Below are 12,786 nucleotides of genomic sequence, written 5' to 3' on the forward strand. Positions count from 1 at the left end.
AAGGCGTTATTCTCGCGCTTAGCGCCTTTTTTATGTGGGGGTTTTTGGCGGTTTATTTCAACCTCTTTAGCAAAGATGTCGATGCTTATGAAATTTTAGCCCACAGAGTCATTTGGTCATTTTTCTTAATGGCTGGAGTGCTTTATTTTAGTGGCAGAATGGGAGAAATTTTTACTTTACTTAAAGATATTCGTTCGCTAAAAACCTTATTTTTGAGTGGCATATTTATCACCACAAACTGGGGCGTTTATGTCTATGCGGTTAGCAATGGAAAAATTCTTGACACAAGCTTGGGCTATTTTATAAATCCACTAATAAGCATGCTCCTTGGCGTTATCATCTTTAAAGAAAGGCTAAATAAAAGCGGGATTTTAGCCATTTGTATAGTCGTTTTAGCCATTAGTGTACAAATTTATGCCCAAGGTGGATTGCCATTAGTTTCCATTATTTTGCCACTTTCATTTGGATTTTACGCAGCAGTTAGAAAGATGGCAAAGATTAGCGCATTTAACGGGCTTTTTATAGAGACATTTTTTATGTTCCCATTTGCACTTGCTTACGTCCTTTACATAGCATTTTTAGATAAAAGCCACTTTGGACTAAATGAAGACTCACTTTTAATGATTGCTTCAAGCATCGTAACCATCGTGCCACTTGTCGCTTTTAACGCAGCGGCAACAAGGATAAATTTAACAACGATTGGCTATTTGCAATACATCTCGCCGACCATCGCGATCCTTTGTGCGGTCTTCATTTACGGCGAAAATTTAGACGGCTACAAGGTCATCTCGTTTTGTATGATCTGGCTGGCACTTGCGATAATTAGCATAGATAAATTTAGAAAAAGGAGTAAAAATGAATAATGTGACGATTTATTTGCTGCTTGCGTTCTTTGCAGCGCTTATTTTATATTTTCAGATACAAAAACTAACTAGAAAGCTCGACGAAGAGGGGGCGGTGCCAGCCTATCAAAAGGCCACACAAGAGGTTTTAGAAAATTTAAGCAATGCTGAGAAATATCCAAAATTTTGCAACGTAATATTTAAAAAAATAAACGCTTTAAGGCAAGATATTTTATTTGAAAATGCGTTAAATAGTGAGTCTGAAAAAGATAAAGCATTAGATGCCCTAGAGCAAATAAGAGAAAAATTAGAAACTTTATCAAAGCAAGAGAATTTAAGCTGGGAGAGCGAACTCTTTGCGATCTTGGACGAGCTTGATGGCTTTATAAAGATAAATTTTAAAAACGGCGAAGATAGAGCTGAAGAGCTAAGAGACGAACTAAAAAAAGAATTTGATGGGTTGTAAAAAGATACTTAAAAAGTATAAGCTATAGAATAATGTGAGCAATCAAAAACTACAGGAGAGGAATATGATAAACGATGATTTAAAAAATAAAATTTTAGAAGGGTTTAAGTATTTTACAAATAGATACGCTCAAGATATAACTTATCGCAAAAACGACGAAACAACACGCCGCAAATTAAGTAATTTTTGTGAAAATTTAAAAATTTTTTCTAATAATATATTTAATGGCTTTGAAACCGTAGATCATGGGAAGTGGCAAAATAGCGGAAACATTTCAAAATATATATGGAATAGATATAAGCCCTTTAAAAACGAATCTCATTTGGTTATTTATTTTGCCGTTTTAGCAAAACCAAGTAATTTTTATATATCCATAGGACTAATTGATACAAAACTAAGCGATGCAGAAGAAAAACTAAAAGATGAAATATATAACTTCTTGGAGTCAGAATGCAAAAAGATACATATCGATGGTTTTAAACTTGATAAATTTGAATTTGAATTTGAAAAAAATATATTTTTTGCCATAGAAAATATAGAAACATTTACAGCTCTAGACTACACAAGCTTACTCAAAGCGCTAACAAATATATATCAGCTAGCATATGACAAATTTTATAAAAATATAGAAAACAATCAACATAATAATAGCGATAATGAAGGATATAAAATGACCGATAATGACAAAAAATTAACTTATCCCCTTAATCAAATTTTATATGGCCCTCCAGGAACTGGAAAGACATACACCACAGTAGTAAAGGCTATTGAGATAATAGAAGAAAGAAAAGTTGATATAAGCGAAAACAGAAATGATCTAAAAAATAAATTTGATGAATATATACGAAGTAGACAAATAAAATTTATAACATTTCACCAAAGCTATGGATATGAGGAATTTGTTGAGGGCATAAAGCCTCTATTTGATAGTGAAAACGAAGATGGCGATATAACTTATGAAATATCAAAAGGAATTTTTTATCAGTGCTGCGAAAATGCTTTGCTTCTTAGTAATTATAAGGGCAAACTTAGGGATTTTTGCGATATGCCAAAATATGAGCGACAAAAGTTTTTTAATGAAAACACACCAAAATATGCCATCTTTATCGACGAGATCAACCGCAGAAATATCTCTAAAATTTTTGGGGAGCTCATAACTCTTATAGAGCCGTCAAAAAGGCTCGGAGCGACTGATGAGATAATGGTGGAGCTACCATACTCAAAAGAAAAATTTGGAGTGCCGTCAAATTTATATATAATAGGCACGATGAATACGGCGGATCGCAGCATAGCCCTTATGGATACGGCACTTAGAAGAAGGTTTGAATTTGTGGAGATGATGCCAGAATACAATAATCTAAAAGAAGTTGCTGGCATAGATATCGGACAAATGCTAAAAACGATAAACGAACGCATAGAGTATCTTTACGACAGAGACCACACGATAGGACATGCTTATTTTATAAATGTGTCAGACATGGAAACGCTTGCAAATGTCTTTAAAAACAAAATTTTACCGCTACTGCAAGAGTATTTTTATGACGATTGGGAAAAGATAAGGCTAGTGCTAGGAGATAATCAGAAAAACAAAGATCTTCAGTTTGTTAAAATCAAGAAAAATATGGCTACAAAAGAATTATTTGGACTAAAAATCGACGATATAGACGATAAAGTACTATATGAGATAAGCGATCAAGAAACTTTCAACAACCCTCAAAGTTATATAAAAATTTACGAACAAAACAAAACGCAAGAGCAATGACCAAATACTTAATAGAGTTTGAAAAATTTCGCCCGGAAGACGACCAAGACCTATTTAAAGCCGTAGATAACTTTACTAGAGAAAATTTTGCCACAGTAGAGTTTTTAAAGCCCGGTAGAGACAAAAAGGGCGATTTTTTACAAGCTCAAAACTACGTCGGTATCATCCAGACAAAAAGCGGCGATAGCCTTGAGATACTTCCAAAAATCCATGATAACGACAATGGCAGCAATAAAGAAGCGGTAGAAAATTCTAAAAGAATTTTACTGAGAATGTTAAAAACTTTAAAAAACCATCCATTTAAAAATATAAACATAGCAAATTTAAAAAGCCTAAATTTACCGCTTTTTGAAATTTTTATATCGATGTTCCTAGATGAAGTATCAAAACTCATAAAAATAGGCATAAAAAGCGACTATGTGGAACTGGAAGATAATCTAAAATTTTTAAAAGGAAAGCTAAAAATCTCGGAGCAAATACGTAAAAATATCGTGCATAAAGAGAGATTTTACGTTTACTATCAGGAATTTTCCATAGATAGAGCCGAAAGTCGCCTCATAAAAAGTACGCTCGAGTTTTTATACAGGCGCTCAAAATCAAGCAGAAATCAACGGCTTATCAGGGAATATTTATTTATTTTTGATGAAATTTCATCTAGCTCTGATATAAACGCGGACTTTAGCCGGTTAAAACTAAATCGCCAAACAAAACACTATGAGCAAGCGCTTTTATGGAGTAAGATATTTTTACAAAATAAGTCGTTTAGTCCGTATAGAGGTAACGATGTGGCTTTTGCTTTGCTGTTTGACATGAATGCACTCTTTGAAAGCTATGTTGGAAATTTTATAAAGAAAAAGCTTCCCGGCGTCATACTGCAACACTCCGAAAAGCACCTCGTAGAAAATCCAAAGAGCTTTAGACTAAGGCCTGATATATTTTTAGAAGATAAATTTATAGCCGACACAAAATGGAAGATCGTAAAGTCAAAAGATGATATCTCACAAGCCGACCTATATCAACTCTACGCTTACGGTAAGAAATACGAGTGTGGTAGGCTTTATCTTGTCTACCCAAGAATAAGTGGTGTTGACCAAAAAGCTATGAAATTTAGATATGAAAACAATATGTGGCTTAATGTTTTATACTTTGATTTAGAAAAAGACGAGATTGCTAGAAATTTACTAGTCTAAAGTACTTTTTAAAGTCTCTTAAAATTCCACTCTAATTTTCTATTTCTTAATAAGTGGATTGCAACTCATCAGAGCAACCATTAAAGCTTCGCTTTTAGAGCCATTATCCTCTTATATGAAGCATCGATTCGCTCTTTGCTGATCTTTTTCTCGTTTACTGCATCGACTATGATTTGAGCGACTAGATCGGCCGTTCTTTGGTTGTTTATCTTAAACTCGCTAAAAAGTAAGATATCGCCTCCAGCGTTTATAAATTTCACCACCTTTTGCGCCAAAGCATGGTCGCCAACGCCTTTCATCAGCATATCATCGCTGATAACCACGCCATTAAATTTAAGTTCATTTCGTAACATATCGGTTATTATTTTTTTAGAAAGTGTGGCTGGATTGTCCTCGTCGATGCCTTTTACAAAAAGGTGTCCGATCATGATGATCTGCGCTCTACCAGTGCTTATGGCGTCTTTATATGGTAGCAGCGCATCCTTGCTTAGCGTGACCTCGCTCTTATTTTTATGCGAGTCCTCTTTTGAGCTGCCATGCCCTGGAAAGTGCTTAAGTGTCGTTAAAATGCCCTGCTCTTTAAATGCGTCCATAAAAGCATCAGCATAGATCACTACCTTGCTTGCATACTCGCTAAACGCCCTTTGTTTAGCGGCGATGATCGGCGAGTTTTCGTCGTGTAGATCGACCACTGGGGCAAAATTTAGATTTATACCGCACTCTTTTAAATTTATAGCCATTTTTGAGTAGAGATCATATGCGCTTTTGATATCAAGCGTACTTGCGACCTCGTATGCACTAGGATATGGGCCATCAAAGCTCTTATCCTTCATACGGCTTACATTGCCGCCCTCTTCGTCTATGGCGATGAAAATTTTAGGGCTTTTTTCTTTGATAGCTTTTATGCTTGCTTTTAGCTGGGCTTTGTTGGTGATGTTTCTGCCAAGTAGCATTACTCCGCCAAATCTCTCGTATCCAGCGTCGCTTAGCATCGCACGAAATACAGCATCCTTTGTGCTAGCTCCATTAAAGCCAACCATTATCATCTGCGAGACCTTAGCTCTTAGGCTCACTTCTACGCCATTAAGCTCCAGAGCAAAAATGGCTACAAAAAATATAAATTTTAAAGCTTTCATCTTCTTCCCAAAAGTGATTTTACGCTCTCAAAAACATCTTTGCCATTTAGCATATTTTCAACCTCGCTAGCAATTGGGACATATATACCTCTCTCTTTAGCGATCTTGCTAATAGCCCTTGCAGTATCGACGCCCTCTGCCACTTCGCCAAGCTCATTTAAAATTTTTTCTAATCTCTCGTGTCTTGCGATGCCAAGACCTACGCGGTAGTTGCGCGAGAGTATCGATGAAGCGGTTAAGAAAAGATCGCCTGCACCGCTTAGCCCCATAAATGTCTCATCTTTTGCGCCAAAAAATTTGCCAAATCTAGCCATCTCGACAAGCCCACGTGAAATGAGACTTGCTCTTGCGTTGTTGCCAAGACCAAGGCCGTCACAGATGCCGCCAGCTATGGCGATCACGTTTTTATACGCCCCGCACACTTCAGCACCGATCACGTCATCAGAGGTGTATGCTTTCATGTAGCTTGGGAAAAATGAGGCAAATTTTGAAGCTAAATTTTGGTTTTTAGAATTTACCACCAAGGCGCAAGGCAGCTTTTGCATGATCTCTTTTGCAAAGGTCGGCCCTGAAAGAAAGGCTAAATTTTCTCTATCAACAAAATCCTCGTAAATTTCATTTAAAAATTTAAGATTTGCCGTGTCTATGCCCTTGCTAGCGACTAGGATCTTTTGACCTTTGTTTTTGTAGTTTTGCTTTAGCCATAAATTTGTAGCTTGCGTTGGGATCGTGCAAACTAGGTATTCGCACTCCAAAGCTTCATCCAAGCTTACAAAATTTGGCATCTCTCTTGGCGTTCTTGAGCTGATAACACACTCATTATTTTCGCTAAATGCGTAAAAAAGCGCACTGCCCCACTTGCCAGCTCCGATGACTGCTATACTCATTTTAGCCCTTTTTTAGCCTATTTTGGCCTTTAAAAGCTCATTGACCTTGCCTGGATTAAAGGCACCCTTGCCCTCTTTCATCACCTGACCGACAAAAAAACCAAACATCTTATCTTTACCGTTTTTATACTCTTCTACTTTATCGGCATTTGCAGCTAAAATTTGATCTATGATCGCGATGATCGCTGAGTCGTCGCTCACTTGTTTCAAGCCAAGTTTTTCGATGACACTATCGACGTCCGCATCATTTTCCATTAGATAGTCTAGCACCTCTTTTGCAGCCTTGCCGCTTATCGTTCCATCTTCTATGCGCTTTAGTAAATTTATCATCTTAGCGCTGCTAACTGGGCTTGTCTCGATCGTTACGCCGTTATTTAAGCGGCCAAGAAGCTCGACTATTAGCCATGTAGTAGCAAGCTTTGGCTGAATTCCAGCGGCGATCAGCTCTTCAAAATATCTAGCCATCTCAACGCTTTGAGTTAAATTTAGCGCATCACTCTCTTTTACGCCTAGCTCGCTAACGTATCTTGCTACCTTTTGTTCGGCAAGCTCTGGAATTTTTATCGCTTCGTTATACATCTGCTCTGACACTTCAACAGGCAGCAAATCAGGGTCAGGAAAGTACCTATACTCCGCACTATCCTCTTTGCCACGCATAGATCTTGTCACTAAATTTGTCGTGTCAAACAGCCTTGTCTCTTGATAAACCTCTTCGTCATATTTGCCATCTTCCCAAGCTGCACTTTGGCGCTCCACCTCGTAATCGATCGCTTTTTGGATAAATTTAAATGAGTTTAGATTTTTTATCTCAACCCTTGTGTAAAGCTTAGTGTCGCCTTTTGGACGTATAGAGACATTTGCGTCGCAACGGAAGCTTCCCTCTTGCATATTTGCGTCACTGATGTTTAAAAAGCGAAGGATTGAGTGTAGTTTTTTAAGATAAGCCACCGCCTCATCACTGCTTCTAAGATCTGGCTCACTAACTATCTCAAGAAGTGGTGTGCCGGCTCTATTTAGATCAACCAGACTCTCGGTTTCTTCATGGATGTTCTTTCCAGCATCCTCTTCAAGGTGCGCTCTTGTTACGCCGATACGCTTTTTAATGCCATTTACATCGATTATTAGCTCGCCACCTTCTACGATAGGGATCTCAAACTGTGAAATTTGATATGCCTTTGGAAGGTCTGGATAGAAGTAGTTTTTTCTATTAAAGACTGATTTTTTATTTATCTTAGCGTTTATCGCCGTGCCAAAGCTGATAGCCTTTTTTATAGCCTCTTTGTTTAGCACAGGTAGCGCTCCAGGCAGAGCTAAGCAGGTCGGACAAACGTGAGTATTTGCCTCGTCGCCAAAGCTAGTCGAGCAAGAGCAGAAAATTTTAGTTTTTGTATTAAGCTGAGTGTGAACTTCTAAACCAATAACGACTTCAAACATATTTTTACCTTTAAATTTATGCAAATTTTTAAGGCGTATTTTAGCGATACTTTCTTTTAAAATATCTAAAAATGAGCGTTTTGACTGGAAAATAAAAAAGGTGATTTAAAAATTTAAATAGTTTTAAAAAGGAAAAAGCCATATAAAAATATGGCTTTAAATTTTAATGCTCGTGCTCACTAATAGCAACGGCACCAGCTAGATAAACGTAAGTTAGCATCATGAAAATAAATGTTTGCAAAACAGCCATAAGCGTTAAAAGTGCGAAAGCTGGAAGTGGAGCAAACCAAGGTGCAAGTGTAAGCATTGCTAGCAAGAATAGATCATCACCCTTGATATTACCAAAAAGACGAAATGATAGCGAAACTACACGTGAAAGATGCGAGATGACTTCAACTGGAAACATAATAGGAGCTAGAAATTTATTCGGCCCCATAAAGTGTCCAAAGTATTTAAAAAATCCATTTTTTCTAATGCCCTCAAAGTTGTAATAAATAAATACAACCAAAGCCAAAACCAGAGTTAAATTTAGACTTGATGTTGGTGACTCAAATCCAGGAATAATACCTACAACATTTGAAAAAAATACGATAAAACCGATAGTTGCAACAAGTGGAAGATATTTCCTAGCTAGTTTTTCACTGCCTAAAGTATCTCTTCCCATCGATATAACGCCCTCCAAATAAGCTTCAACTATATTTTGAAGACCTCTTGGTACAAGCTGCATCTTACTCCTTGCTATATAAGCAACTATGATAACAATCAAAGCTACAAGCAGAAAGTGAAACGCATATATAAAGGCGTGGGAGCTATTTAGGAAATTTGAAAATAGAAACAAATCTTTCATTAATTTACCTTGGATTTAGAATTTTGCGTGATTGTAACAAAATTATTGTTAAAACATTTTTAATTTTAAACTCTGAAATAATCGAAAATCAATTTACAAATGGTCACTGCTACTACCACTAGAAACATTGTTCTAATAAATTTTACCTCTTTTTTAATGACAAGATTTGATCCAAAATATGCTCCTAAAATTTGACCAACTGCCATCAAAAGTCCAACAGCCCAAAGCATCTGTCCGCCGGCTATAAAAATACCAAGAGCAACGATATTGCTAGTAAAATTTAAGAGTTTCGTATGAGCGACAGCTTTTTTTAAATTTAGCCCAATTAATGCCACTATCGCAAATGTCCAAAAAGAGCCTGTTCCTGGGCCAAAAAAACCATCATAAAAGCCAAGTATTAGCCCAAAAACTACATAAAATAGCTTTTCATTCATCTTTGCAGCTCTATCATTTTCACCGACTTTTGGCATAAAAAGCGTGTAGATAAAAATAGCAATCAGTAAAAATGGGATAATTATCTTTAAAAAATTTGTATTTAAAAATAGGATAACCACTGCTCCAATGATAGCTCCAATAAAAGTAAAAACAATACCTACAAAGCACTCTTTATAATTAATTAATCCCCGTTTTGTGAAATTTAGAGTCGCTGTAAAGCTACCAAAGACACCTTGAAGCTTATTTGTGCCAAGTGCAAGGTGTGGTGGCACGCCCATCGCCATAATAGCTGGAAGCGTTATAAGCCCACCTCCACCAGCGATAGAATCGATAAAACCACCTAAAAACGCAGCTACAAAAAAAACGACATAGCTAAGTAGATCAAATTCCATTTTTTGCTCTTTTGATAATTGAAATAAAAGCAGATTGTATTTTATTTGTACTTATCTTTTTGTAAATTTTTTATATTTAAAATGAGGGATTTTTAAAATTTATAAATTTTAACGAGCCTTTGGATCTAGCTCAAAGACTCGTTTATTAAAGTGACTACTTAATAACGCCACAAAGCATTCTAGCACCGCCACCGCCAAGTGCTTTTGGGTTGTCGCTGTGATTATCGCCACCAACATGAACCATTAGTGAGTGACCTTTTAGCTCGTCAAGACTTTTTATCTTTGGAGCTAGTACTGGATAGTTCGCATTGCCCTCAGCATCTACATAAAGTGCTGGCAAATCGCCTTTGTGGCCTTTGTCATCCCATGCAAAAGAGTGCATTTTTGTGCCAGCTGGATCCCAGTGACCGCCTGCTTTCATGCCAAGGCCTTTTTCAGTCGCACCACAGTCAGCATTTTCATGGATGTGGAAGCCGTGAAGTCCTGCAGGAAGGCCTTTTAAATTTGGAAAAAACGCAACGCCGTAGTTTGTCTTAACAGCTACTACTTCGCCGACACTCTTATCGCCCTTCTCGCTTAGTTCATTAACAGGTATAACTAGATGCTCTCCAGCTTTTGCATCAAAGTGATGACCTTCGTGAGCAAAAAGCAAAGTTCCTAAAACTGCACTTAGTAAAACGATTTTTTTCATACAAGCTCCTTATGGATAAAATTGTATGGCAAGTCTACCCTAAATTTAAAAATTTAGCAATAATTTTTATTGATTAAGATTTTTTATGATAGTTTCTAGCTCTTTGCTCTGCCCTATTCTATAAAGCGCAAAGTCGTATTTTATCGGATCAAACTCGTCAAATTCTCTAAGTTTTTTTGTAAGATCCATGACTGCTTTGAAATCATAGCTCTTTCTGTTTATAAGTCCTAAATTTAAAGAAACTCTATGTGTATGCACGTCAAGCGGTATCAAAAGCTTATCTTTTGGCAAATTTTTAAATAGTCCAAGGTCAATATCACTATCCCTTACCATCCAGCGAAGATACATATTATAGCGTTTATATGGACTTTGTGGCTCTTTATCAAAACTCTTACCAAAGAAAAACTCATATCCATCTGAGCGGTAAGAATTTAGCTTATATATAAATTTGATAAGTTCATTTACGCCATCTATCATTTCGCCATTTTTTGCTAGACCTTGGTGTAAAATTTCCTCTATCTCGCCCTCTTTTTTAAGGCGTGAGAGAGTGATAAAAATTTCTCTTACGTCATTTTCATTTTGAAAGCGGTATTTGAAATTTGACAGATTTTTCTTGATATTTTGCTCGCTCTCATCAAGCAAACTAAAATTAAGCGAATTTAGAAATTTCACTATCATTTTTGCGTTACCATAAGCAAATAACGCACAAATGAGCGCTATGTTTGGCTCTTTAAATTTAGTAGCTACTTGAAGTGGATCTGGGGCTTCAAACAGCCCCAAATTTGTATTTTTGCTAAGTACGTGTGAGTCTAAAAGACTCTTTAGCTCACTCATTGTTTTAATGAAAGAAGCGTGTCAAGCATTTGATCAACTGTTGTGATGATCTTTGCCGCTGCGCCGTAACTTGCTTGAAAGCGGATCAAATTCGTAAGCTCTTCGTTCGTATCTACGCCACTTGTTGATTGAAATTCCTCTTCAGCTGTCTTTTGCAAAGATGTATTTGTATCGTGGATCGTATTATTCGCCTCTGTATCACTCGCCATGTCAGTCGTAAGATAACGGTAATATCCCTCGATCGTCTCATCTCTATCAAGCGCTATACCACTTGAGTAAAAGGTCTGCTTTTGATACTGAAGCTGGATCATTTTATTTGCAACTTCATTATTTCCGATAACTGGCTTTGAGTAGGCACGAAGCTTTGTGTGGTCTTGGGTAAAATTTTGATTTATGCCGATACTATTTGAGTCAGTACCTGAAAAAAATCTATTTATGCCAACAGCACCTGGGAAATTTGTGCCGTGATCGACTATCGATATACTATAAAGCCCTTGAGCTTGTTTTGGAATGAGAGAAAATGTGCCTTTTTTTGTATTTTTATCATAAAAATATGACGCCTCAAAAAAGTCATCAACGTCATTTAGCATATTATTGTCTTTATTGTCATCTGAGTTTGAGTTAAAGTCTTTGACGATAGAGTTGCCATATCTCGTATCATTCATCGTCGTCGTACCATTTACATTTATAGTTTTTCTGGCAACGACATTACCTTTGTTATCATAAACAATAGCTTCAAAACTTCCGTTTCTTATACTATTATCATGATTCATCAACGTCTTATCGCCTTCTAAATAACTTATCGGATCTGAGTTAGAAATTTCAACTGCAGATTCGGCATAGATATTATTTGTACTTGTTATCAAGGTTTTACTAAATGTATTTAAATTATCAATGTATTTTTGGATCGTTCCATCGCTAAATTTATCATTATCTAGCTCATAGTTTCTACCCCTAAGATCAAGTGCAGCTCCGATTTTACCGCCTGTAATCTTTTCTTCCATTGGGATTCTTCTGCCATCTTCTCTTTCATAATAAATTTTTGTATATCGTCCACTTTCGGTTGAACTCATAGAAATTTCATGAAAATTTACACCATCAACGATACTTACGCCACCAATGTTTAGATTGTAGTATTTTCCTTGATCTGTTATTCCTGTATCTACCCTAGAATTGCTCTTTAGATCGCTTTTATAAACCGCTGTATTTACCAGCTTTGACATAGCAAGCTCAAGCTCATCACGTTTATCACGAAGATCATTTGCATTTATTTTTATACCAGCGTCCGCGCCTGATTCTATTCTTTGGATTTGCTTATTGATATTTGCTATTTGCCTGCCTAGAGAATTTATCTCATTTATATTTATTTTTATCGTTTCATCAATCTTTTCATGCATATCATAAAGCATCTTTGATGAGCGGTTGATACTTGCAGTCAATACACTTGCTTTATTTATCAAATTTACTTTCTGAGCACCTGCATTAGGGTTTGAAGCAAAGTTATTCCACGCGGAAAAATACTCCTGAATATCCTTTACCATTCCATTATCTTTTAGATCAGGAAAATATTTTGTAGCTTCTTGCAAAATTCTTTGTTTATAGGCTGTGTTTTCTAAATTTGACGATGAGTATTTTAGTCTTGAGTAGGCAAACTCATCATGAAGTCTTGTTATAGTATCTACTTGTGTACCTGTGCCAACTCCGCCAGGGACTGTATTCATCGCTGGAGATGCAGATTGGACAACACGCTGCCTTGTATAGTAGTTGCTATCGGCATTTGCGATATTATTTCCGGTTGTACTTATTTGAAGCTGGGCCGCATTTAGCCCCGAAACACCCGTGCCTAATGACATAAAGATATTAGCCATTT

12 protein-coding genes are annotated in these 12,786 nt (G+C 36.6%); 4 read left to right on the forward strand and 8 right to left on the reverse strand.

Annotation, left to right across the window (positions count from 1 at the left end; all coding sequences use genetic code 11):
- Positions 1–8 precede the first annotated feature (8 nt).
- From rarD to A3854_RS01775, 4 genes are all read left to right on the forward strand, one after another.
- Complete coding sequence (rarD, locus tag A3854_RS01760; RefSeq protein ID WP_257639855.1) at positions 9–863, forward strand: EamA family transporter RarD; 855 nt, start codon at positions 9–11, stop codon at positions 861–863.
- Positions 856–1,308, forward strand: coding sequence for an MmcQ/YjbR family DNA-binding protein (locus tag A3854_RS01765; protein ID WP_084041062.1), 453 nt, complete (start codon positions 856–858; stop codon positions 1,306–1,308). The genes rarD and A3854_RS01765 overlap by 8 nt, the downstream gene beginning before the upstream one ends.
- A 64-nt stretch (positions 1,309–1,372) precedes the next feature.
- Positions 1,373–3,070 (forward strand): McrB family protein, encoded by a 1,698-nt coding sequence (locus tag A3854_RS01770; RefSeq protein ID WP_084041063.1) that lies wholly within the window; start codon positions 1,373–1,375, stop codon positions 3,068–3,070.
- Entirely contained in the window at positions 3,067–4,260 is a 1,194-nt protein-coding gene (locus tag A3854_RS01775; RefSeq protein ID WP_084041064.1) for an McrC family protein, read from the forward strand. Before A3854_RS01770 ends, A3854_RS01775 begins: the two co-directional genes overlap by 4 nt.
- A gap of 80 nt (positions 4,261–4,340) precedes the next feature.
- On the opposite strand, the gene A3854_RS01780 is transcribed toward A3854_RS01775, so the two are convergent.
- The 8 genes from A3854_RS01780 to flgK all read right to left on the reverse strand — a co-directional run bounded on the left by A3854_RS01780 (position 4,341) and on the right by flgK (position 12,784).
- Positions 4,341–5,396 (reverse strand): glycoside hydrolase family 3 N-terminal domain-containing protein, encoded by a 1,056-nt coding sequence (locus A3854_RS01780; protein ID WP_084041065.1) that lies wholly within the window; start codon positions 5,394–5,396, stop codon positions 4,341–4,343.
- Positions 5,393–6,283 carry an NAD(P)H-dependent glycerol-3-phosphate dehydrogenase gene (locus A3854_RS01785; protein WP_084041066.1) on the reverse strand — a complete coding sequence of 297 codons (891 nt, stop codon included), beginning with the start codon at positions 6,281–6,283 and terminating at the stop codon, positions 5,393–5,395. The genes A3854_RS01780 and A3854_RS01785 overlap by 4 nt, the downstream gene beginning before the upstream one ends.
- A gap of 12 nt (positions 6,284–6,295) precedes the next feature.
- Entirely contained in the window at positions 6,296–7,717 is a 1,422-nt protein-coding gene (gene gatB / locus A3854_RS01790) for an Asp-tRNA(Asn)/Glu-tRNA(Gln) amidotransferase subunit GatB (RefSeq protein ID WP_084041067.1), read from the reverse strand.
- Between the two features lie 163 nt (positions 7,718–7,880).
- Positions 7,881–8,564, reverse strand: coding sequence for a F0F1 ATP synthase subunit A (locus A3854_RS01795; RefSeq protein WP_084041068.1), 684 nt, complete (start codon positions 8,562–8,564; stop codon positions 7,881–7,883).
- Positions 8,565–8,629: 65 nt separating this feature from the next.
- Positions 8,630–9,391, reverse strand: coding sequence for a TSUP family transporter (locus A3854_RS01800; RefSeq protein WP_084041069.1), 762 nt, complete (start codon positions 9,389–9,391; stop codon positions 8,630–8,632).
- Between the two features lie 154 nt (positions 9,392–9,545).
- Positions 9,546–10,082: a superoxide dismutase family protein gene (locus tag A3854_RS01805; protein ID WP_084041070.1), complete on the reverse strand. Its 537-nt coding sequence runs from the start codon at positions 10,080–10,082 to the stop codon at positions 9,546–9,548.
- A 66-nt stretch (positions 10,083–10,148) separates the two neighbouring features.
- A complete protein-coding gene (locus A3854_RS01810) occupies positions 10,149–10,916 on the reverse strand; it encodes a TIGR02757 family protein (protein ID WP_084041071.1) in 768 nt (255 codons plus the stop codon).
- Positions 10,913–12,784: a flagellar hook-associated protein FlgK gene (gene flgK / locus A3854_RS01815; RefSeq protein WP_084041072.1), complete on the reverse strand. Its 1,872-nt coding sequence runs from the start codon at positions 12,782–12,784 to the stop codon at positions 10,913–10,915. Before flgK ends, A3854_RS01810 begins: the two co-directional genes overlap by 4 nt.
- Positions 12,785–12,786: the final 2 nt, after the last annotated feature.

Source organism: Campylobacter concisus, from assembly GCF_002092845.1.
Taxonomy (GTDB): domain Bacteria; phylum Campylobacterota; class Campylobacteria; order Campylobacterales; family Campylobacteraceae; genus Campylobacter_A; species Campylobacter_A concisus_AQ.